General features: G+C 73.4%; 20 protein-coding genes and 1 riboswitch. Of the genes, 13 read left to right on the forward strand and 7 right to left on the reverse strand.

Going from position 1 to position 21116, the window contains the following annotated elements; all coding sequences use genetic code 11:
- Positions 1–250 precede the first annotated feature (250 nt).
- Entirely contained in the window at positions 251–484 is a 234-nt protein-coding gene (locus tag ADL22_RS01730; protein ID WP_066973039.1) for a ferredoxin, read from the reverse strand.
- Positions 484–1935 (reverse strand): aldehyde dehydrogenase, encoded by a 1452-nt coding sequence (locus tag ADL22_RS01735; RefSeq protein ID WP_066973041.1) that lies wholly within the window; start codon positions 1933–1935, stop codon positions 484–486. The genes ADL22_RS01730 and ADL22_RS01735 overlap by 1 nt, the downstream gene beginning before the upstream one ends.
- Before the next feature lie 254 nt (positions 1936–2189).
- On the opposite strand from ADL22_RS01735, the gene ADL22_RS01740 reads away from it, so the two are divergent.
- The 6 genes from ADL22_RS01740 to ADL22_RS01765 all read left to right on the forward strand — a co-directional run bounded on the left by ADL22_RS01740 (position 2190) and on the right by ADL22_RS01765 (position 9546).
- Positions 2190–3263: an MBL fold metallo-hydrolase gene (locus tag ADL22_RS01740; RefSeq protein WP_066973042.1), complete on the forward strand. Its 1074-nt coding sequence runs from the start codon at positions 2190–2192 to the stop codon at positions 3261–3263.
- Positions 3264–3612: 349 nt separating this feature from the next.
- A riboswitch (cobalamin riboswitch) is annotated at positions 3613–3752 on the forward strand.
- Positions 3753–3928: 176 nt separating this feature from the next.
- Entirely contained in the window at positions 3929–5221 is a 1293-nt protein-coding gene (locus ADL22_RS01745; protein WP_066973043.1) for a prenyltransferase/squalene oxidase repeat-containing protein, read from the forward strand.
- 5 nt (positions 5222–5226) lie between these two features.
- Positions 5227–5916 (forward strand): SCO2322 family protein, encoded by a 690-nt coding sequence (locus tag ADL22_RS01750; RefSeq protein WP_066973067.1) that lies wholly within the window; start codon positions 5227–5229, stop codon positions 5914–5916.
- A complete protein-coding gene (locus tag ADL22_RS01755; protein ID WP_066973045.1) occupies positions 5889–7094 on the forward strand; it encodes a CbiQ family ECF transporter T component in 1206 nt (401 codons plus the stop codon). Before ADL22_RS01750 ends, ADL22_RS01755 begins: the two co-directional genes overlap by 28 nt.
- Complete coding sequence (locus ADL22_RS01760) at positions 7091–8710, forward strand: ABC transporter ATP-binding protein (protein WP_066973047.1); 1620 nt, start codon at positions 7091–7093, stop codon at positions 8708–8710. Before ADL22_RS01755 ends, ADL22_RS01760 begins: the two co-directional genes overlap by 4 nt.
- Positions 8707–9546 carry an ECF transporter S component gene (locus ADL22_RS01765; protein ID WP_066973049.1) on the forward strand — a complete coding sequence of 280 codons (840 nt, stop codon included), beginning with the start codon at positions 8707–8709 and terminating at the stop codon, positions 9544–9546. Before ADL22_RS01760 ends, ADL22_RS01765 begins: the two co-directional genes overlap by 4 nt.
- Before the next feature lie 68 nt (positions 9547–9614).
- On the opposite strand, the gene ADL22_RS01770 is transcribed toward ADL22_RS01765, so the two are convergent.
- Positions 9615–10784 carry a steroid 3-ketoacyl-CoA thiolase gene (locus tag ADL22_RS01770; protein WP_066973051.1) on the reverse strand — a complete coding sequence of 390 codons (1170 nt, stop codon included), beginning with the start codon at positions 10782–10784 and terminating at the stop codon, positions 9615–9617.
- Between the two features lie 280 nt (positions 10785–11064).
- Here ADL22_RS01770 and ADL22_RS01775 point away from each other — a divergent pair, with 280 nt between their 5' ends.
- Positions 11065–12297, forward strand: a complete 1233-nt coding sequence (locus ADL22_RS01775; RefSeq protein ID WP_066973053.1) for a cytochrome P450 — start codon at positions 11065–11067, stop codon at positions 12295–12297.
- Here ADL22_RS01775 and ADL22_RS01780 read toward each other — a convergent pair.
- Positions 12269–12607, reverse strand: a complete 339-nt coding sequence (locus ADL22_RS01780) for a hypothetical protein (protein ID WP_066973069.1) — start codon at positions 12605–12607, stop codon at positions 12269–12271. The two genes, ADL22_RS01775 and ADL22_RS01780, sit on opposite strands and share 29 nt — an antisense overlap.
- A 50-nt stretch (positions 12608–12657) precedes the next feature.
- Positions 12658–14331, reverse strand: coding sequence for a cytochrome c oxidase subunit I (gene ctaD, locus ADL22_RS01785; RefSeq protein ID WP_107116201.1), 1674 nt, complete (start codon positions 14329–14331; stop codon positions 12658–12660).
- 116 nt (positions 14332–14447) lie between these two features.
- Between ctaD and ADL22_RS01790 the strand changes: the two genes are divergently transcribed.
- From ADL22_RS01790 to proP, 3 genes are all read left to right on the forward strand, one after another.
- On the forward strand, positions 14448–14987 hold the full coding sequence (locus ADL22_RS01790) for an RNA polymerase sigma factor (protein WP_066973055.1): 540 nt from the start codon (positions 14448–14450) through the stop codon (positions 14985–14987).
- Positions 14980–16113, forward strand: coding sequence for a CU044_5270 family protein (locus tag ADL22_RS01795; protein ID WP_066973057.1), 1134 nt, complete (start codon positions 14980–14982; stop codon positions 16111–16113). The genes ADL22_RS01790 and ADL22_RS01795 overlap by 8 nt, the downstream gene beginning before the upstream one ends.
- 492 nt (positions 16114–16605) lie before the next feature.
- Complete coding sequence (gene proP, locus ADL22_RS01800; RefSeq protein WP_066973059.1) at positions 16606–18084, forward strand: glycine betaine/L-proline transporter ProP; 1479 nt, start codon at positions 16606–16608, stop codon at positions 18082–18084.
- 97 nt (positions 18085–18181) lie between these two features.
- On the opposite strand, the gene ADL22_RS01805 is transcribed toward proP, so the two are convergent.
- The gene (locus tag ADL22_RS01805; RefSeq protein WP_066973061.1) at positions 18182–19369 is read right to left on the reverse strand and encodes a methyltransferase domain-containing protein; all 1188 of its coding nucleotides are present in this window, start codon (positions 19367–19369) and stop codon (positions 18182–18184) included.
- Between the two features lie 2 nt (positions 19370–19371).
- The gene (locus ADL22_RS36600) at positions 19372–19506 is read right to left on the reverse strand and encodes a hypothetical protein (RefSeq protein ID WP_267890139.1); all 135 of its coding nucleotides are present in this window, start codon (positions 19504–19506) and stop codon (positions 19372–19374) included.
- Positions 19507–19865: 359 nt separating this feature from the next.
- Between ADL22_RS36600 and ADL22_RS01810 the strand changes: the two genes are divergently transcribed.
- From ADL22_RS01810 to ADL22_RS01820, 3 genes are all read left to right on the forward strand, one after another.
- Positions 19866–20702, forward strand: coding sequence for a helix-turn-helix domain-containing protein (locus tag ADL22_RS01810; protein WP_066973063.1), 837 nt, complete (start codon positions 19866–19868; stop codon positions 20700–20702).
- Positions 20699–20896 (forward strand): DUF397 domain-containing protein, encoded by a 198-nt coding sequence (locus tag ADL22_RS01815; RefSeq protein WP_066973064.1) that lies wholly within the window; start codon positions 20699–20701, stop codon positions 20894–20896. The genes ADL22_RS01810 and ADL22_RS01815 overlap by 4 nt, the downstream gene beginning before the upstream one ends.
- Positions 20897–20943: 47 nt before the next feature.
- Positions 20944–21116: DUF397 domain-containing protein (locus ADL22_RS01820; RefSeq protein ID WP_066973065.1), on the forward strand; the 173-nt coding region annotated here is incomplete at its 3' end.

Consider the following 21116-nt stretch of genomic DNA (forward strand, 5'->3'; position numbering starts at 1 on the left):
GGGGGGGGCTGCCGGGGGGGGGGGGGGGGGCTGGCGCGCGGGGAGGGGACCCGGGGTCGCAAGCCGGGGCCTGAAAGCCGGGGGGGGGCGGCGGGCGGGGCCCGTAGGGGGCGTCCCGTAGGGGGCGCGTGGCCCCCTTGCGGGCCATCTCCCCGGGGAGGGGGCGGAGCTAACGCTTCCGGAACGGCCAGGAGGCCGGAGGCGCGGCCGGCCTCTCCCCGTGCGAGCGGACTCCCCCGCCCCTCACCCCTCACTCCTCCGGCGGGAAAACGATCCCCCCGCCCTCAACCTCCGTAATCAGGATCGCCTCCACCGGGCAGTTCTCGGCCGCCGCCAGCACCCCGTCCGCGGCCTCCGTCTCCGGCTCCACGGGGTGCGACTGCCGGGCGGCGTCCAGCCGGAAGCGGTCCGGCGCGGTCCCCGCGCACAGCCCCGACCCGATGCACACCCGCCGGTCCACCGCCACCCGCCAGCGCTCCGCCATCAGGCACCCGCCGGCAGGTGGATCATCTTGTGCTCCAGGTACTCGCCGAACCCCTCGGGCCCGAACTCCCGCCCCACGCCGGAGTTCTTGTAGCCGCCGAACGGCCCGAGCATGTCGATGCTGAAGGTGTTCACCGAGTACGTGCCGGTGCGCACCCGCCGCGCGATCTCGATACCGTGCTCGGTGTCGGCCGTCCACACCGACCCCGACAGCCCGTACTCGGAATCGTTGGCGATCCGCACCGCCTCCTCCTCGTCCCCGTAGGGCAGCAGGCAGATCACCGGCCCGAAGATCTCCTCCCGCGCGATCCGCATCCCGTTGTCCACGTCGCCGAAGAGCGTCGGCTCGACGTACCAGCCGGTCGGCTGCGCCGGCGGACGCCCGCCGCCGGCCAGCACCTTGGCGCCCTCCCGCTGCCCCAGCGCGATGTAGTCCAGCGAACGCTGCTGCTGCCGCCGGGCCACCAGCGGCCCGACCTCGGTGGCCGGATCCAGCGGGTCGCCGACCGCCAGCCCGGCCGCCGCCGCCGCGAACCGCTCGGCGATCTCGTCGTACCGGCTCCGCGGCGCGAGGATCCTCGTCTGCGCCACGCACGCCTGCCCGTTGATCATCCAGGCGAACGGCGCGATACCGGCCACCGCCGCGTCCAGATCGGCGTCCGGCAGGATCACCGCCGCGGACTTCCCGCCCAACTCCAGCGTCACCCGGCTCAGATGGCGCGCCGCGACCTCCATGACCCGCTTGCCGGCCGCCACCGACCCGGTGAACGACACCTTGTCCACGCCCGGGTGCCCGACGAGGTACTCGCTCACCTCCCGGTCGGCCGGCAGGATCGACAGCACCCCCTCCGGCAGCCCGGCCTCACTCACGATCTCGGCCAGCAGATACGCGTCCAGCGGCGTCTCCGGCGACACCTTCAGTACCACCGAGCAGCCGGCCAGCAGCGCCGGCGCGAGCTTGGCGGCGGCGGTGAACTGCGGGACGTTCCACGGCACGACGGCCGCGACCACGCCCACCGGCTCGCGCCGCACCAGCAGCGGCCCCAGCGCCCCGGCCCGCCGCTCCTCGAACGCGAAGTCCCGGGCCACCGTGATCGCCGCGTCCCAGACCATCATCGCGGCCAGCGACTGCACCATCACGCCGGAGGTCACCGGCGTCCCGTTCTGCGCGCCGATGACCCGCGCGAACTCCTCGCTCCGCGCCGCGAACGCGTCCTTGATCCGGGTCACCACCGCGATCCGGTCCGCCAGTGGGGCGTTCGCCCACACCCCCGACTCGAACGACGCCCGCGCCGCGGCCACCGCCCGGTCGACGTCGGCCCGCGCGGCGTGCGGGACGCGCCCGATGACCCGCTCGGAGTGCGGCGAAACCACCTCGATCGTGTCCGGGCCGGCCGGGTCGACCAGCTTGCCGCCTATGTAGAGCTTTCCGTGCTCGACGAGGTCGCTCATCGCTGCCCGCCTCCCGACGGTGTGGGTGGGATGGGACGACGGCCGCCGTGGTGCAGGAGTACCGGGCCGCCGCGCATACATTTCTGACGAGCCATCAGGAACCACTTGCAGCAGAACTGATACCAGTTCCACCCCGCGGAGTCCACGCCTCGCACCGCCACGCCAACTCCCGTACGCCGGGCGGCGATCACCCCCTACCACTGGAACGGGTTCTAGTTATAGTGGGTGCCCGGCACACGAGGGGACGGGACCGCATGGCGCCACAGGTGATCGACCACAAGGGCGGGGTGTGGAGCATCGCCGTCCCCATCCCCGACAACCCCCTCGGCCACACCCTCGTCCACCTCCTGGAGACCGACCGCGGCCCGGTCCTCATCGACACCGGCTGGGACGACCCGGACTCCTGGGACGCCCTCACCGCCGGCGTCACCGCCTGCGGCTTCTCCCCCGCCGACCTGCACGGCGTACTGCTCACCCACCACCACCCCGACCACCACGGGCTCTCCGCCCGGGTCCGGGAGACCTCCGGCGCCTGGATCGCGATGCACGACGCGGACGCCGCGGTGGTCCGGCGCACCCGGGAGGCCGAACCCGGGCAGTGGCTCGACTACGTGATCGCCAAGCTGGCGGCGGCCGGTGCGCCGGACGACCACCTGGAGCCGCTGCGGGCCGCCCGCGCCGCCGGCCGCGGCCGCAAGCCCCCCGGGCGGCGGGCCGCGCTCCCGGACCGCGGGATCGAGCCGGGCGCGCTGCTCGATCTGCCCGGGCGGCGGCTGCGGGCCGTCTGGACGCCCGGGCACACGCCGGGCCACGTCTGCCTCCACCTGGAGGAGGCGCATCCAGGGCGGCAGGGTGGCGGGGCCCCCGCCCACACCGGCTCCGGGCGGCTCTTCTCCGGCGACCACCTGCTGCCGGGGATCACCCCGCACATCGGCCTCTACGAGGAGCCGGCGGAGGCGGCGCTGGATCTCGCCGACCGGGGCGATCCGCTCGGCGACTACCTCGCCTCGCTGGAACGCGTAGCCCGGCTGGCGCCGGCCGAGGTCCTGCCGGCGCACCAGCACGCGTTCCCGGACGCGGTGGGCCGGGTCCGCGAGCTCCTCGCCCACCACGAGGAGCGGCTCGCGGGCCTGCGTACGCTGCTCGCCGAGCCGCTGACTCCGTGGGAGCTGGCGCGGTCCATGCGGTGGAACCGGCCGTGGGAGCAGATCCCCCACGGGTCCCGCACCATCGCCGTCTCGGAGGCGGAGGTGCATCTGCGGCATCTGGTGAAGCGGGGGCTTGTCGCCGGGGTCGGCGCGGACCCCTGGCGCTTCCAGGCCGTGTAGTTCCCGCCGTACCGGCGGAGGGGGTGTTTGTGGCCGCCCCACGTTGTCTTGTGCCGCGCCGTGGTTGGTTGCGGTGGCCTCGCCTACGCGGCGGTGGGTGGGGCCGGAGGGGATGTCCCGGGGTGCGCCCGCAGGATCTGGAGCGAACCGCGGGGCATTCCTCATCCCACGCACCAGATGCGCCCGCACCGAGGACGTACCCCGGGACAGCCCCTCCGGCCCCCACCCACCGAAGGGAACCCGAGGCCACCGCAACCCCGCACGGCGCCGCAGACAAAAACGTGGGGCGGCCACAAACAACACCCCCGGCGCGAAGCGACGACGACGTGGGGCGGCCCCAAACCCACCGGTTAAGGTGTCGGGGACAACTTCATCCGTACCCGATCGGGGGAAGCCGGTGTAAATCCGGCGCTGACCCGCAACCGTGAGCACGCGCCGCGCATCGCGGCCGGACGAGCCGGAGCACCCGGTGGGGAACGGCCAAGGCTCCCGCCACCGGGGCCGCCGCACACGCACGCGGCGGCCGGCCGGTGCGCGGCACCGTCGTGGTTTACGGAGCTGAGCCCGGCGCCACCGCGGAGCGCCCCGGTCGGGTGCGCGCCGCCGGTCGGCCGAGCGCGGCCTCGTAACGCCCGACCCGACCGAACCGAGAGGCACCCACCCCGATGGCCCCCACGCATTCCGCCGCATCCCGGGCGCGCCGTACCGCCGCCGCGCTGGCCGCCGCCGCGGCCGCCGCCGTGCTGGCCTCCGGCGCGGCGCCCGCCCAGCCGCAGCAGCCCCGGACGCAGGCACAGCAGACGCAGACGCAGACGCAGGCGCAGAAGCTGCCGGAGGGCCTGTACGGCACGAAGGACCCGCAGTACGACGGCGTCTGGCGGCAGTCGCTCGCGCTGCTGGCGCAGCACACGGTCGGGGTGCGCCCGGCCCCCTCGGCCGTCGACTGGCTGGCGAAGCAGCAGTGCGCCGACGGGGCATTCGCGGCGTACCGGGCCGATCCCGGCACGGCGTGCGACGCCAAGACGATGCGCGACACCAATCAGACCGCGGCCGCCGTGCAGGCGCTGGCCGCGCTCGGCGGGCACGGCGACGCCGTGCGGAAGGCCGTCGACTGGCTGAAGTCCGTACAGCAGGCGGACGGCGGCTGGAGCTCGATGGCGGGCGCGGAGAGCGACGCCAACTCCACGGCGGTGGTGATCGGGGCGCTGACCGCGGCCGGCGAGAAGCCGGAGGCGGTGCGCAAGGACGGCGCGTCGCCGTACCAGGCGCTGCTCGGCTTCCGGCTGGGGTGCGATGCGAAGGAGGGGGAGCGCGGGGCGTTCTCCTTCCAGCGGAAGAACCCGGCGGCGAACGCGGACGCGACTGCGGCCGCGGTCACGGCGGCGCTGGGCAAGGGCTTCGTGGTGCCGGCGGCGGGGCAGGACCGGCCGGTGGAGCCGCCGAAGTGCGGCGCGGGCGAGGCGCGCGACGGTGACGCCAAGGCGGCGGCGGACGGCGGCGCCGCCTACCTGGTGGCGCAGATGGACGCGGGCGGGCAGCATCTGCGGTCGGCGATGCCGGGGGCCGAGCAGCAGCCGGACGTGGGGAACACCGCGGACGCGGTGGTCGCGCTGGCGGCCGGCGGGCACAGCGAGGCCGCGCGGAAGCCGCTGGCGTGGCTGGAGAAGAACGCCGGGGCGTGGGCGAAGCAGAGCGGCCCGGCGGCGTACGCGCAGCTGGTGCTCGCGGCGCGGGCCACCGGGACGGACCCGCGGCACTTCGGCGGCACGGATCTGGTCGCCGCGCTCAACGCCACCGGGCCGGCACCGGTCTCGACGGACGAGGACACCAAGGACGCCAAGGATTCCAAGGACGACGGCGGCGGCATCAGCATCTGGTGGGTGATCGGGGTCGGACTCGCCCTCGGCGCGGGCGTCGGGTTCCTGCTGAGCGGCCGCAAGGGCAAGAACGCGCTGTGAGAGGGATAGGCAGGGCCCGGTGGGCGGTGGCGGTGCTGGTCGGCGCGGGGCTGGTGGCCGGTCCGGTCGCCGGGTCGGCGCAGGCGCAGGAGTACCGGTACTGGTCGTTCTGGGACGGCAAACCCGCGGCGGGCGGCAAGGCCGCGTCGTGGGCGTACGCCACGGAGGGGCCGGGGACCGCGCGGCCGGCGGACGGCGCCGTGGTGGGCTTCCGGTTCGCGGTGAGCGCGGACTCGGGGCGGGCCGCGGTGCCGCGCCCGGCGCCGGATGCCGCCGCGCTGTGCGGTACGGCGCCGGCGCCGGCCGGGCAGAAGCGGGTCGGTGTGGTGGTGGACTTCGGGACGGCGGCGGACGCGCCGTCCGGTGAGCGCCCGCCGGCCGCGCGGACGGGCTGTGCGCGGGTGCCGGCGGACGCCTCGGCCGGCGAGGCGCTGGCCGCCGCCGTCAAACCGCTGCGGTACGACGCCAACGGGCTGCTGTGCGGGATCGCGGGCTATCCGCGGTCGGGCTGCGCGGAGCAGGTGGCGGGTGGCGGCGCGGCGGGTGGCGGCGCGGAGCGCGAGCCGGGCGCCCCGGACCACAAAGCGACTGACGGAGACGGCGGCGGCCCGTCCGCCGGTCTGCTCGCCGGCATCGGCGCCGTCGTGGTGCTGGGCGCGGCCGGCGTATGGCAGGCGCGCCGGCGGCGCGGATGAGCGCGCCCCGGGCGGCCCGCGGTACGGCGCTGCACGCGGGCGCCTGGTGGGTGTGGGCGCTGGGCCTGGCGGCCGCCGCGTCGCGGACCACCAATCCGCTGCTGCTGGCGCTGCTGGCGGCGGTGGCCGGCTATGTGGTGGCGGTGCGCCGGACGGACGCGCCGTGGGCCCGGTCGTACGGGGCGTTCGTCAAGCTGGGGCTGGTGGTGCTGGGGATCCGGCTGGTGTTCGCGTTCGTGCTGGGGTCGCCGATCCCGGGGACGCACGTCCTGGTGACACTGCCCGAACTCCCGCTGCCCGCCTGGGCGCAGGGCGTCCGGGTCGGTGGCCGGGTGACGGCCGAGGGGATGCTCTTCGCGCTGTACGACGGGCTGAAGCTGGCCACCCTGCTGATCTGCGTGGGCGCCGCCAACGCGCTGGCGAGCCCGGCGCGGCTGCTGAAGTCGCTGCCCGGCGCGCTGTACGAGGCGGGCGTGGCGGTGGTGGTCGCGATGACGTTCGCGCCGAATCTGGTGGCGGATGTGCAGCGGCTGCGGGCGGCCCGGCGGCTGCGGGGCCGCCCGGACCGGGGGTTCAAGGCCCTGTTGCAGGTGGGTCTGCCGGTGCTGGAGGGGGCGCTGGAGCGGTCGGTGGCGCTGGCCGCGGCGATGGACGCCCGGGGCTACGGCCGGACGGCGCACGTCCCGGCCGCGGTGCGGCGGCTGACGTCGCTGCTGACGCTCGGCGGGCTGCTGGGCGTGTGCGCGGGGACGTACGGGCTGCTGGGTGACGCGGGCGGCGGCTACGGGCTGCCGGTGCTGCTGGCCGGGCTGGCGGCGGCGCTGGCCGGGCTGTGGCTGGGCGGCCGGCGGTCGGTGCGCACCCGCTACCGCCCCGAGCCGTGGGGCGCGCGGGCCTGGCTGGTGTCGGGCTCCGGGGTGGCCGTGGCGGCGCTGCTGGTCGCGGCGAACGGCTACGCCCCGGCCGCGCTGCACCCGCCGGCGGTGCCGCTGACCGCGCCGGTGCTGCCGCTGTGGCCGGCGCTGTCGCTGCTGGTGGGGCTGGTGCCGGCGGTGCCCGCCCCGGTGCCGGCGCGGGCCGGGCGCCCGGCGCCGGCCGGCCGGTCCCGGTCCGCCGCCGTGCCGTCCCGTTCCGCCGATTCCGGCCCGCCGACGAAGACGAAGGAGCCCGCCCAGTGATCCGCTTCGAGCAGGTCTCGGTCACCTACGGCGACGCGGCCGCGCCGGCCGTGCGCGGGGTCGATCTGACCGTTCCCGAGGGCGAGTTGTGCCTCCTCGTCGGCCCGTCCGGCGCCGGGAAGTCGACCCTGCTGAACGCCGTGTGCGGGCTGGTGCCGCATTTCACCGGCGGCACCCTGCGGGGCCGGGTGACGGTGGACGGGCGGGACACCCGCACCCATCCGCCGCGCGAACTGGCCGATGTGGTCGGCACGGTGGGCCAGGACCCGCTGGCGCACTGCGTCACCGACACCGTCGAGGACGAGCTGGCCTACGGCATGGAGTCGCTGGGGCTGGCCCCGGACGTGATGCGCCGCCGGGTCGAGGAGACGCTGGACCTGCTGGGCCTGGCCGAGCTGCGGGAGCGGGCGCTGCGCACGCTGTCCGGCGGCCAGTTGCAGCGGGTGGCGATCGGCTCGGTGCTCACCGCGCACCCGAAGGTGCTGGTGCTGGACGAGCCGACGTCGGCGCTGGACCCGGCCGCCGCGGAGGAGGTGCTGGCGGTCCTCCAGCGCCTGGTGCACGACCTGGGCACGACGGTGCTGATGGCCGAGCACCGGCTGGAGCGGGTGGTGCAGTACGCGGACCAGGTGATCGTGCTGCCCGGTCCGGGCGAAGCCCCGGTCATGGGCGAACCGGCCGCGATGATGGCCGCGTCGCCGGTGCGGCCGCCGGTGGTGGAGCTGGGCCGGCTGGCCGGCTGGTCGCCGCTGCCGCTGTCGGTGCGGGACGCCCGGCGCAGGGCGGCCCCGCTGCGGGAGCGGCTGGCGGCGGCCGGTACGCCGGCGGGCCGCACCCCGGCGGCGGACGGCGAACCGGTCGCGGCGGCCTCCGGGCTCGGCGTCCACCGGGACCGCGTGCCGGTGCTGCACGGCGTCGGCCTGGCCGTGCGGCCCGGGGAGGCGGTGGCGCTGATGGGCCGGAACGGCGCGGGCAAGTCCACGCTGCTGCGCACCCTGGTCGGGATGCACCGCCCGTCGTCCGGCACGGTCCGGGTCGGCGGCGCCGCCCCGCACACCCTGCGGCCGCGCGATCTGCTGCGCCGGGTGGGGCTCGTACCGCAGGATCCGCGCGATCTGCTGTCGGCGGACACCGTGGCGGCCGAGTGCGCGGCCGCCGACCGGGACGCGGACGCGCCGGCCGGCCGCTGCCGGGAGCTGGTGGCCCGCCTGCTGCCGGACGTTCCGCGGGACGCGCATCCGCGCGATCTGTCCGAGGGGCAGCGGCTGGCGCTGGCGCTGGCGGTGGTGCTGACCGCGGGGCCGCCGCTGCTCCTGCTGGACGAGCCGACCCGGGGCCTGGACTACGCGGCCAAGGCCCGGCTGGTGGACGTGCTGCGCGGGCTGGCCGCCGAGGGCCACGCGATCGTACTGGCCACCCATGACGTGGAGCTGGCCGCCGAACTGGCGCACCGGGTGGTGATCCTGGCCGACGGCGAGGTGGTCGCGGACGGCCCGGCGGAGGAGGTTGTGGTCTCCTCCCCGGCGTTCGCGCCGCAGGTCGCCAAGGTGCTGGCGCCGCTGCCGTGGCTGACCGTGTCGCAGGTGGCGCGCTCACTGGACGGGGCGCCGGCGTGACGGGCGCGGGGCGGCGGGTCCGGGCGGTGCGGCTGGGGCCGCGGTCGGTGGCCGCGCTGTGCCTGGTGTCGGCGGTCGGGGTGGTGGCGTTCGGCTGGCCGCTGCTGGCCGGTCCGGGCTCGGGCCTGGCGCACGCGCAGGACGCGCCGTGGCTGTTCGCGGCGCTGCTGCCGCTGCTGCTGGCGGTGGCGGTGGCGGCCATCGCGGACGGCGGGCTGGACGCCAAGGCGATCGCGATGCTCGGGGTGCTGGCGGCGGCCGGGGCGGCGCTGCGGCCGCTGGGCGCGGGCACCGCGGGGATCGAGCCGATGTTCTTCCTGATGGTGCTGTCGGGCCGGGTGCTGGGGCCGGGATTCGGTTTCGTACTGGGCTCGGTGGCGATGTTCGCGTCGGCGCTGCTGACCGGCGGGGTCGGGCCGTGGATGCCGTTCCAGATGCTGTCGATGGGCTGGGTGGCGATGGGCGCCGGGCTGCTGCCGGGCCCGGACCGGCTGCGCGGGCGGCGGGAGTTGGCGCTGCTGGCGGGGTACGGGGCGCTCGCGTCGGTGGCGTACGGGCTGGTGATGAACCTCCAGGGCTGGCCGTACATCGGCGGGCTGGCGTCGGGGGTGTCGTTCGTGCCGGGCGATCCGGTGTCCGCCAATCTGGCGCGCTATGTGGCGTACTGCCTGGCGACGTCGCTGGGGTGGGATCTGCCGCGGGCGGTGGTGACGGTGGTGCTCACGCTGGTGGTGGGCGGTCCGGTGCTGAAGGCGCTGCGGCGGGCGACGCGGCGGGCGGCGTTCGAGACGCCGGTGGCGTTCGAGGCGCCGGGCGGGACAACGGGCGGGAGCTGAGGGCCCCGGTCCGCGCGCCCGCCCGGCCCGGCCCCGTACGCCGTCCCGCCCGGCCCGGCCCCCGCCCGTCACAGCCGCTGGATGATCGTCCCCGTCGCCAGCGCCCCGCCCGCGCACATGGTGATCAGCGCGAACTCCTTGTCCCGCCGCTCCAGTTCGTGCAGCGCGGTGGTCAGCAGCCGGGCACCGGTGGCGCCCACCGGGTGGCCGAGCGCGATCGCGCCGCCGTTGACGTTGACCTTCTCCAGGTCCTGGTCGAAGACCTGCGCCCAGGACAGCACCACCGACGCGAACGCCTCGTTGATCTCCACCAGGTCGATGTCCTTCAGGGACATCCCGGCCTTGCCGAGGACCGCGCGGGTGGCGTCGATCGGCCCGTCGAGGTGGAAGTGCGGGTCGGAGCCGACCAGCGCCTGCGCGACGATCCGGGCTCTGGGCTTCAGCCGCAGCGCGCGGGCCATCTTCTTGGACGACCACAGCAGCGCGGCGGCGCCGTCGGAGATCTGCGAGGAGTTCCCGGCGGTGTGCACGGCGGTGGGCATGACCGGTTTGAGGCCGGCCAGCGCCGCCATATCGGTGTCGCGCAGGCCCTCGTCGCGGTCGACCAGCCGCCACATGCCCTGGCCGGCGGCCTGCTCCTCCTCGGTGGTGGGCACCTGGACGGCGAAGGTCTCGCGTTTGAAGCGCTCCTCGGCCCAGGCGGTGGCGGCCCGCTGCTGGGAGAGCAGGCCGAGCGCGTCGACGTTCTCGCGGGTCAGGCCGCGGCGGCGGGCGATCCGCTCGGCCGCCTCGAACTGGTTGGGCAGGTCCACGTTCCACTCGTCGGGCCAGGGCTTGCCCGGTCCGTGCTTGGAGCCGCTGCCGAGCGGGACGCGGGACATCGCCTCCACACCGCAGCCGATGCCGATGTCGATGACACCGCCGGCGATCATGTTGGCGACCATGTGGTTGGCCTGCTGGGAGGAGCCGCACTGGCAGTCCACGGTGGTGGCGGCGGTCTCGTAGGGCAGGCCCATGGTGAGCCAGGCGGTGCGCGCCGGGTTCATGGACTGCTCCCCGGCGTGGGTGACGGTGCCGCCGACGATCTGCTCCACGCAGTCGGGCTGGATGCCGGTGCGGGCGAGGAGTTCGCGGTACGTCTCGCCCAGGAGGTAGGCGGGGTGGAGGTTGGCGAGCGCGCCCTGGCGCTTGCCGATGGGGGTGCGTACGGCTTCGACGATGACGGGTTCGGCGGCCATGACTCAACTCGTCCTCTCCTCGCGTCCGCGGGCGTCCCGGCGCCCGCGGAGGGAAGAACTAGTACGCGTTCTAGTTCTTCGGACAGTCTCGTGAGCCCTTCCGCGCGGCGCAAGAGGGCGGTCGCGCCGTTGTGCGCAAGTGGCGCCGCCGTGACCCTTGCCACTTGCGGGGCACGTCACTACCGTCACCGCGACCTGCATCTGATGGACCGTCAGACACCCGTGCCGGGCGACCGCGGTGCCGTCAGGGCGTTGGACGCCGCCGGACCAGGAGCCGCCGATGCACTGCCCCGCGCTGCCCGAGGGGTTCGACTTCACCGACCCCGACGTCTACCAGTCCCGCGTCCCGCTGCCGGAGTTCGCCCGGCTGCGCGGGACCGCGCCGGTGTGCTGGATACCCCAGCCGCACAACATCGCCGGATTCGGCGACGACGGCTACTGGGCCGTCACCCGCCACCAGGACGTCAAGGAGGTCTCCACCCGGCCGGACATCTTCTCGGCCAATCTCAACACCTCCATCATCCGCTTCAATCCGGCCATCTCCCGCGACCAGATCGAGGTCCAGAAGCTCATCATGCTCAACATGGACCCGCCCGAGCACACCCGGGTCCGGCAGATCGTCCAGCGCGGCTTCACCCCCCGCGCCATCCGCGCCCTGGAGGACGCGCTGCGCCGCCGCGCCGAGCGGATCGTGGCGGAGGCGCGGGAGAAGGGCGCCGGCGATTTCGTCACCGATATCGCCTGCGAACTGCCGCTCCAGGCGATCGCCGAGCTGATCGGCATCCCGCAGGACGACCGGGCCCGGATCTTCGACTGGTCGAACAAGATGATCGCCTACGACGACCCGGAACTCGCCATCACCGAGGAGGTCGGCGCCAACGCCGCCGTCGAGCTGATCTCCTACGCGATGAACCTCGCCGCGGACCGCAAGAAGTGCCCGGCCCAGGACATCGTCAGCCGGCTGGTGGCGGCCGAGGACGAGGGCAACCTCGGCTCGGACGAGTTCGGGTTCTTCGTGCTGCTGCTGGCGGTGGCCGGCAACGAGACCACCCGCAACGCCATCACCCACGGCATGCACGCCTTCCTCACCCACCCCGAGCAGTGGGACCTCTACAAGCGCGAACGCCCGGCGACCGCCGCCGAGGAGATCGTGCGCTGGGCGACGCCGGTGGTCTCCTTCCAGCGCACCGCCACCCAGGACACCGAGCTGGGCGGCGCGCGCGTCAAGAAGGGCCAGCGGGTCGGGATCTTCTACTCCTCGGCCAACCACGACCCCGAGGTCTTCGACCGCCCCGAGGTCTTCGACATCACCCGCGACCCCAACCCGCACCTCGGCTTCGGCGGCGGCGGACCGCACTTCTGCCTCGGCAAGTCGCTGGCCGTGCTGGAGATCGACCTGATCTTCCACGCCATCGCCGACGCGATCCCGGACATCGCGCCGGACGGCGCCCCCCGGCGGCTGCGCTCCGCCTGGCTGAACGGCGTCAAGGAGCTGCGGGTGCGCTACCGGTGAGGGAGAGCACGGCCAGGACGAACAGCACCGGCACCGCGGCGCCCAGCACCGCCGCCACCGTCCGGCGCCGCAGCGCGCGGTAGGCGTCCTCGTAGGCGGTCCGCAGCTCCGCGCTGCGGGCCGCTACGCGTTCCAGATACGCCCGGGACTGCTCGCGCTGGTCCGCGCGGTAGTGGCGGACCACGTCCTCCCGCTGGGCGGTGGTCAGCCAGGGCAGCCGGGCGCAGAATTCCTCCGCCCGCACCCGGGCCCGTTCCTTCTCCGCCTCCCACAGCAGATAGCCCTCGATCTCATTGATCGCCTCGGCCATCCGCACCTCCGCCGCGCCGCCGGATTCCCCGGCCGCCGGCCGCCGCCCGGTCACCTCTCCACCCCCGCCGCGACGTCCGGGTGGTGCAGATCGAACGCCGGGGATTCCGAGCGAATCCGCGGCAGCGAAAGGAAGTTGTGGCGCGGCGGCGGACAGGAGGTGGCCCATTCCAGCGAACGGCCGTACCCCCACGGATCGTCCACCGTGATCCGCTCCCCGTACTTGGCGGTCTTCCAGACGTTGTAGAGGAACGGCAGGATCGACATCCCCAGCAGGAACGAGAACACGGTCGAGACGGTGTTGAGCGTGGTGAAGCCGTCGGCGGCGAGGTAATCCGGGATACGGCGCAGCATGCCTTCCGCGCCCAGCCAGTGCTGGACGAGGAACGTGCCGTGGAAGCCGATGAACAGCGTCCAGAAGGTGATCTTCCCCAGCCGCTCGTCGAGCATCTTGCCGGTGAACTTCGGCCACCAGAAGTGGAAGCCGGCGAACATCGCGAAGACGACCGTACCGAAGACCACGTAATGGAAGTGCGCCACCACGAAGTACGAATCCGAGATGTGGAAGTCCATCGGCGGGGAGGCGAGAATGACACCGGTCAGACCGCCGAAGACGAACGTGATCAGGAAGCCGATCGCCCAGAGCATCGGAGTCTCGAAGGACAGCGAGCCCTTCCACATCGTGCCGATCCAGTTGAAGAACTTCACGCCGGTGGGCACCGCGATCAGGAAGGTCATGAACGAGAAGAACGGCAGCAGCACACCACCGGTGACGTACATATGGTGCGCCCACACCGTCACGGACAGACCCGCGATGGAAATCGTCGCGGCGATCAGCCCCATGTAGCCGAACATCGGCTTGCGCGAGAAGACCGGAATGACCTCGGAGATGATGCCGAAGAACGGCAGCGCGATGATGTAGACCTCGGGGTGGCCGAAGAACCAGAAGAGGTGCTGCCACAGCAGCGCGCCGCCGTTGGCCGCGTCGAAGACATGGGCGCCGAATTTCCGGTCCGCCTCCAGGGCGAACAGCGCGGCGGCCAGCACCGGGAAGGCCAGCAGCACCAGCACGCCCGTGAGCAGCACGTTCCACGTGAAAATCGGCATCCGGAACATCGTCATGCCCGGCGCGCGCATGCAGATGATCGTGGTGATGAAATTGACCGAGCCCAGGATCGTACCGAATCCGGAGAACGCCAGCCCCATGATCCACAGATCGCCGCCGATACCCGGGGAATGCACGGCGTCCGACAGCGGCGCGTAAGCGAACCAGCCGAAATCCGCCGCCCCTTGCGGAGTGAGGAATCCGCCCACCGCGATCAGCGAACCGAAGAGGTACAGCCAGTAGGCGAGCATGTTCAGCCGGGGGAAGGCCACATCGGGCGCGCCGATCTGGAGCGGCATGATCCAGTTGGCGAATCCGGCGAACAGCGGCGTCGCGAACATCAGCAGCATGATCGTGCCGTGCATCGTGAACGCCTGGTTGAACTGCTCGTTCGAGAGCAACTGGTGGCCGGGCCGGGCGAGTTCGGCGCGCATCAGCAGCGCCAGCAGCCCGCCCACGCAGAAGAACGCGAAGGCGGTGACCAGATAGAGCGTGCCGATGGTCTTGTGGTCGGTGGTGGTCAGCCACCGCACCGGGTTCCGTTTCTCGGCGGTCGCCGGCGCGCCGGACCGCACGGCGGCGGACCCGGACACCGGGGACGGCATGGCGGGGAGCTTCATACCCCGTTGGTGTCCGCGACCCCGCCGGAGATCACCGCCGGCCGGCCCCCGGGGACGTGGGATGGCTCACGGCGGCCGGGTGTGAAGATCGCGGGGATGCCGGACACAGGGTTTTCATGAGCACGGACGACGCCTTCGCCGCGGCCTATCGCGCGCACTACTGGGCGGTCAGCCGCTTCGTGGCGCGGCGGCTGGACGCCCCGGCACACGAGGTCGAGGAGGTGGTGGCGGACGTCTTCGCCATAGCGTGGCGGCGGCGCGCCGAACTCCCCGACGCGCCGCTGCCCTGGCTGTACGGAGTGGCCCGGAACTGCCTGGCCAACGCGGTGCGCGGCAAGGGCCGCTACCGGCGGCTGCTGCACCGGCTGACCCACCACGAGGCGGCGCACGGCCGGCAGACGGTGACCGGCCCGGAGGCCGAGCGGCCCGGCTCCTGGGTGCTGGAGGCGCTGGACCGCCTCTCCCCGGCCGACCAGGAGGTGCTGCGGCTGACCGCCTGGGAGGACCTGACCGTCGAGGAGCTGGCGGTGGCGCTGGACTGCGGCCGGAGCGCGGCGGCCATGCGGCTGCACCGGGCCCGGCGGCGGCTGCGCGCGGAGATCGACCGGACCCGGACCGCGGTGTCCGTACCAGGAGGAGGCGACGGCCATGCGTGACGAACTGGAGCTGCTGCGGGCGGCCGATCCGGCGCCGGCCGGCGGGGGCCGCTGGCGGGACCGCCCGCTGGACGCCACCGCCGAACGGGCCCTGAACCGCCTGCTGCACAGCGCCCGCACCCGGCGCGCCCGGCGCCGGCTCGTATTGCGCGCCGAAGCGGCCGTCCTGGCACTCGTCGCGGTGCTCGCCTTCACCCTCACCGACGCGGGCAGCAGCCGGGCCGCCGCCGCGCCCGCCGCCCTCGTCCCGCACGCCGGGAGCGGCACCCTCTCCCTGGACGCGCTGGCCCGTATCGCGCAGGCCCGGGCGGCGGCGGCCGGGCCGGGCGACGGGCCGCGGCGCGGCAGCCACCTCCAGAGCTGGTCCCTCTCCCTGGGGGCCGGCCCGGACGCGCCGCCCCCGGTGACCGTCCCCGAGGAGCACCTCACCCACTGGAACGCCGACGGCAGCGGCTCCGAACTGGTCGTCGCCACCGACCCCCGCCATCCGGGCCGCCCGGTGATCCAGGACGACGACGGCCGCTGGCGCACGGTCGGCGACGGCAAGGTGCTGCACCGCGCCGCCTACCCGCCGGGCTACGGCACCCGCCACGGCGGCCTCGCCGCCCGCACCGCGCCGCCCACCGACCCGCGGGCCCTGCGCGCCCTCCTCACCTCCCTCTACGGCGCGCCGGGCGACGCCGACAGCGCCGGTGGCGGCAGCCGCGCCGGGGCCGGCGCCCCGGACCGCCTCCCCCAGCTCCTCCTCGCCCTGTCCTCCTACCGCCAGGAGTGGACCCCCGGCCCGCGCGAGACCGCGGCGATCGTCCGGCTGCTGGCCGACACCCCCGGCCTGCGCCCGGCCGGCGCGGTCACCGACCGGCTGGGCCGCCCCGGCCTGGCATTCGTCCACGACAGCCGGGAGGGCGGGGACCGGGAGGACGGCGGCCTGGAGAACGGTGGCCCGGAGAACGGCCCCGGCGGCACCGGCAGCCCCGCCGACGCGATGGACACCACCCGCCAGATGGTCATCCTCGACCCGCACACCGGCACCCTCCTCGGCACCGAGATCACCTTCACCGAGGACGTCCCCGACTTCCGCATCACCGCCGGCCAGGTCCTGTCGTACGAGGCGTGGCTGCCCTGACGCGGCCCGGCCGGGCGGGCGCCGCCCCGACTGGCGGCCGCCCAACCCCCGGCGCACCCTGAAGACACGCGGCGATCCCCGGCGCGGTGGTGCTGACAGACGCACCACCGCGCCGCTCCCGTATGCCACCCTCTTGCCGTACCGCGCCGCACCATTCCCGCACCGCGCCGCACCGCGCCGCGCCGCGCCGTTCCCATACGCGAACGAGGCCCCCCGGAGCCACCCACTCCCGCCGCCCCCCGCGTGACCCGGACCACAATCCCCGCCCCGGTTGCAGCCATTCCCCGCGATATGGATCACAACGCAACCCCTCGCAAAAAACTTCGCGGATGCACGTTTGCCCAGCGAGGACGGGGTAGGCGAGTCCGAGTGCGCTCGACCGCACACTGTCCGTTACGACCCGGTCTGCCCGTATGGTCGTCCTTTGCCCCGCCGCGCCATGGCGGGCGCAGGTCCTTGTTGTCGTCCCAGAGAGCGCAGGCGAGCGAACACGTGCCGACGCAGTCCCCCCTCGCAACCGGGTCCCGTACCGGCACCGGCAAACCGTCCGGCGCCCCGACCGGGCCGCGCCCGGCGGCCCCCCGCCGGCCGACACCGGACGAGGTCACCGTCGTCGACCCCGCGATGGTCAAGCGCGCGGTATCGGCGGCCGCTCTCGGCAACGCGATGGAGTGGTTCGACTTCGGCGTCTACAGCTACATCGCGGTCACCCTCGGCCATGTCTTCTTCCCCTCCGGGAACCCGACCGCGCAGCTGCTGTCGACCTTCGGCGCGTTCGCCGCGGCGTTCCTGGTGCGCCCGCTCGGCGGGATGGTCTTCGGACCGCTCGGCGACCGCATCGGCCGCCAGAAGGTGCTGGCCATCACCATGATCATGATGGCCGCGGGCACCTTCGCCATCGGCCTGATCCCGTCGTACGCCACCCTCGGCGTCGGCGCGCCGATCCTGCTGCTGCTCGCCCGCCTGGTGCAGGGCTTCTCCACCGGCGGTGAGTACGGCGGCGCGTCCACCTTCATCGCCGAGTACGCGCCCGACAAGAAGCGCGGATTCCTCGGCAGCTGGCTGGAGTTCGGCACCCTCGCCGGCTACGTCGGCGGCGCCGGCCTGGTCACCCTGATGACCGCGCTGCTGTCCACCGAGGACCTCCAGTCCTGGGGCTGGCGGATCCCGTTCCTGATCGCCGGCCCGATGGGCATCATCGGCCTGTACCTGCGGCTGCGCCTGGAGGAGACCCCGGCCTTCGCCCAACTGGAGCGCGAGGCGCGGACGAAGGAGAAGGAGCGCCGCGAGGCCGAGAAGCGGGTCGGCCTGCGCGAGATGGTGTTCGGCCAGTGGCGGGCGATGCTGCTGTGCATCGGCCTGGTCCTGGTCTTCAACGTCACCGACTACATGCTGCTGTCGTACATGCCCAGCTACCTCACCTCGGAGCTGAAGTACGACGAGACGCACGGGCTGCTGGTCGTGCTCGCGGTGATGGTCGTGATGATGTGCGTCCAGCCGTTCGCCGGCCGCCTCTCCGACCGCTTCGGCCGCCGCCCGGTCATCGCCGCCGGCTGCCTGGGCTTCCTGGTCCTCTCGGTCCCCGCGCTGCTGCTGATCCGCCAGGGCTCGCTGGCCGCGATCGCGGTGGGCATGGGCGCGCTGGGCCTGCTGCTGGTGTGCTTCACCGCCACCATGCCGGGCACCCTCCCCGCCCTCTTCCCGACGAAGGTCCGCTACGGCTCCCTCTCCATCGGCTTCAACATCTCGGTGTCGCTGTTCGGCGGCACGACCCCGCTGATGGTCACCGCCCTGATCGGCGCCACCGGCAACAAGATGATGCCCGCCTACTACATGATGGGCGCCGCCGTCATCGGCGCCATCGCCGTCCTCCTCATGTCCGAAACGGCCCGCAAGCCCCTCCCCGGCTCTCCCCCGTCGGTCGAAACGGAAGCGGAAGCCCGCCGCCTGGTGGCAGCTACGGCAAGCTGACCCGCCCCTGACCACACCAACGACGGCCGGTCACCGCGCCCCCTCCCCCGGGGCCGGGTGACCGGCCGTTGTCGTCCCCCCGCCCCAGCGCCACCCCTCACACCGGTACCGACAGGGGCCAGGCCCGGGACGGGTCATCCAGCCACGCCCAGTGCCCGCCATCATCGACCGTCAGCCCGAACCGGTCGTGCCCGGGCCGCCCGTTCTCCTGCCACCAGACATGAGCGGCCTCCACCTCGTCCCACAGCCTGCGGCGCCCGTGCTGCCACACCCTGGTCCGTTCACCGTCACGGAACTGGGCGCAGGCCCACGACCGGTCCGAGAGGCTGTACAGCCACACCGGCCGCGCGCCGTCCTCCTTCCAGGCCACGACCTGCCGGCAGTCAGGCACCAGCAGCCCGAGCGCGAAGCCGTGCGCGCTGAACCGCTCGCCGTCGAGGAACGCCTCCTCCACCAGCGGCGTGGTGCGCGTATCGCCGTCCGCGACGCTCCCGGACACGTACTCCCGGTGCACGACCGGGGGCAGACGCTGAGCCCGCAGTTTCATGAACTCCACGGGCCCCGTGAACGGCCCTGACGCGCTCCGGCCGTCCTCCGCGACGGTCAGCCGCGCCACGGCGTCACCGTTGCCGAAGTGCGTCCCCCACGGAACGACGATCAGCCCGCCGGGCCGGCACTGCCGCATCCAGGCGACGGGTACGGCCCGCAGTCCGCAGGTGGCGACAACCCGGTCGTACGGGGCGCCCCGATCCCACCCATCGAACCCATCCCCCTGCACCACTTCGACCGGCACACCGAATCGCTCCAGGGCCTTCCGCGCCGCGTCGGCCACACCGCCATCCACTTCCACACTGACGACGTTGCCGGCACCGAGCCGGTGCGCGAGCAGCGCCGCGTTCCAGCCCGTCCCCGTACCCACCTCCAACACCCGGTCCCCCGGCCTCACGTCGAGATCCCGGAGCATGCGGAAGACCACGGACGGCATCGACGCGGAACTGGTGGCGACCGCTCCGGGTTCCGTACCGGTGTGCTCGCCGTCGTCCCACTGCGTGACGATCGGGCAGTCCGACTCCGCGTACGCCTGCCATGCCTCCGGATCCTCCACCCGGGAAACGGCCACGCTCCGGCCCGCCCCCACGTCCCACGGCCACATGAGCTCCGGCAGAAACGCGCCCCGGGGCACGGCCGCGTAGGCGGGCGCCCAGTCGGAGGACAGCACCCCGGCGGCCATCAGGGCCTGCCCCAGCCCGGCATGTCCAGGCCGCTCCTGACGCGTAGCGGTCATGTTCAGGCCGCCTTGGGCGGGTTGGGCACGCCGGGCCCGCCATCCGGGGTCGGCGGCTGGTGGGGCCCGGGGTACGGCTCACCGGGCAGCTTGTCCCCACCACCACTGTTGCTGTTGCTGTACTCGCTGATCCCCATCGTCAATTCCCCTTCATTTCCACTCAGTTATGGATCGCTCGTCGCCTATTTGCGCCCGTGAGGGTGGCGCCGCATCTCGACGTTGCAGTCGACCACCTTCGACAGGTCACCGGCGGACCGCGCGTGCGTACGCTGCCGGGCCAACGCCCCGCACACATCGCACCCGGCGGCCGGCTCGGGCTCGGGCGCCGGGAACAGTCCCGGCAGATGAACCGGGCGGCACTCACCGGACATCAACTCACCACCTCGGCGCACGTTCGCTCCTCTCCGTATCGAGAGCGCTACCGAGGGTTCAGCGTGGCCCACGTCTGGGAAGCCTTCAACTGGGCGACAGAGAACGAAGGGTTGGTCAACCACCGATGAACCGAAAAGAGTTGAACCCAGACGCCTCTCCGCAGGCGGCCTACGGAGCACGTTTACGCAGCATGCGAGACTCGCGCGGCTGGACCCAAGACGACCTCGCCGATCGCATGGGCTATTCCAGCGTGCACGTTTCGGCAGTTGAGACCGGCCGGAAGCCTCCAACTCTTCGCTTCTCGCGTAGCGCGGACAGGGCATTCGGACTCGTAGGCACCGCCGACGCGTTTGAGCGCGAGTACCGCGAAATCAAGCACGGCAGCCTGCTGGAGGGGTTTCCGGAGTACGTGAGCTTCGAGGGCCGCGCGGTGGAGATCAGGCTCTACGAAGTGGGCGTCATCCCTGGCCTGCTCCAGACGCCGGAATATGCGGCGACCCTGGAGGCAGACGCGGTCCGGCGGCAGGCCATCACGTCCGAACAGGCGGAAGAGCGGGTGGAGCTGGTGTCGCAACGGCAAGCGACACTCGCCCGAACCCCACCCCCCTTGATTCACGCCGTCCTCGACGAGAGCTGCGTCCGCCGGCCCATGGGGTCTCCCTCCGTCATGGACGCCCAGTTCGGGCGCCTGCTCAAGTTCGCCGAGATGCCCAACACCGTCCTTCAAATCGCCCCGTTCGCCATGGGTGCGCGGCGGCCGTTCACCTTGCCTGTGACCGTGCTGACCATGCCGGATCGCTCGATCATGTCCTACGCCGAGTCGGCGCAGCGGGGGCACCTGGAGCGGGAAAGCGGTTCCGTTGTACCCATACTGACGGCCTACCATCAGCTGCAGGCCGAGGCGCTCTCCCAAGCGGCATCCGTGGCTTTGATCGAACAGCTTCGAAAGGGAACCCAGTGACGACCGAATCCCTCCGCTGGTACAAGTCTTCCTACAGCGGCAACGGTGGCCAGTGCATCGAGGTCGCAACCAACGTCGTTGCCACGCGCGGCGTGGTTCCAGTCCGGGACTCCAAAGATCCGGGCGGCCCCCACCTCAACCTGACCGCCCGCGCGTTCGCCGACCTCGTGGCGTTCGCCAAGTCGCACGACTGACAACGCGTTTGCGCCGAACGAGCAACGACGAGTCGAAAGGGCACCCCGTGACGACCGAATCCCTCCACTGGTCCAAGTCCTCCTACAGCAACAACGGGGGCAACTGCCTTGAGTGGGCACGGGAGCACACCCGCAGCACCGGCGAGGTTCTGATCCGGGACAGCAAGACCCCGGGCGGCCCGGTACTCACCCTGACCCCGCAGTCGTTCAACGACCTCGT

Origin of the sequence: Streptomyces sp. NRRL F-4489 (assembly GCF_001509485.1) — a bacterium.
GTDB lineage: Bacteria > Actinomycetota > Actinomycetes > Streptomycetales > Streptomycetaceae > Streptomyces.

Coding starts and splice junctions, on each gene's coding strand:
- ADL22_RS01730 (WP_066973039.1), bottom strand. CDS start 484: ATGGCGGAGCGCTGGCGGGTGGCGGTGGACCGGCGGGTGTGCATCGGG.
- ADL22_RS01735 (WP_066973041.1), bottom strand. CDS start 1,935: ATGAGCGACCTCGTCGAGCACGGAAAGCTCTACATAGGCGGCAAGCTG.
- ADL22_RS01740 (WP_066973042.1), top strand. CDS start 2,190: ATGGCGCCACAGGTGATCGACCACAAGGGCGGGGTGTGGAGCATCGCC.
- ADL22_RS01745 (WP_066973043.1), top strand. CDS start 3,929: ATGGCCCCCACGCATTCCGCCGCATCCCGGGCGCGCCGTACCGCCGCC.
- ADL22_RS01755 (WP_066973045.1), top strand. CDS start 5,889: ATGGCAGGCGCGCCGGCGGCGCGGATGAGCGCGCCCCGGGCGGCCCGC.
- ADL22_RS01770 (WP_066973051.1), bottom strand. CDS start 10,784: ATGGCCGCCGAACCCGTCATCGTCGAAGCCGTACGCACCCCCATCGGC.
- ADL22_RS01775 (WP_066973053.1), top strand. CDS start 11,065: ATGCACTGCCCCGCGCTGCCCGAGGGGTTCGACTTCACCGACCCCGAC.
- ADL22_RS01780 (WP_066973069.1), bottom strand. CDS start 12,607: ATGGCCGAGGCGATCAATGAGATCGAGGGCTATCTGCTGTGGGAGGCG.
- ctaD (WP_107116201.1), bottom strand. CDS start 14,331: ATGAAGCTCCCCGCCATGCCGTCCCCGGTGTCCGGGTCCGCCGCCGTG.
- ADL22_RS01790 (WP_066973055.1), top strand. CDS start 14,448: ATGAGCACGGACGACGCCTTCGCCGCGGCCTATCGCGCGCACTACTGG.
- ADL22_RS01795 (WP_066973057.1), top strand. CDS start 14,980: ATGCGTGACGAACTGGAGCTGCTGCGGGCGGCCGATCCGGCGCCGGCC.
- ADL22_RS01805 (WP_066973061.1), bottom strand. CDS start 19,369: ATGACCGCTACGCGTCAGGAGCGGCCTGGACATGCCGGGCTGGGGCAG.
- ADL22_RS36600 (WP_267890139.1), bottom strand. CDS start 19,506: ATGGGGATCAGCGAGTACAGCAACAGCAACAGTGGTGGTGGGGACAAG.
- ADL22_RS01810 (WP_066973063.1), top strand. CDS start 19,866: ATGAACCGAAAAGAGTTGAACCCAGACGCCTCTCCGCAGGCGGCCTAC.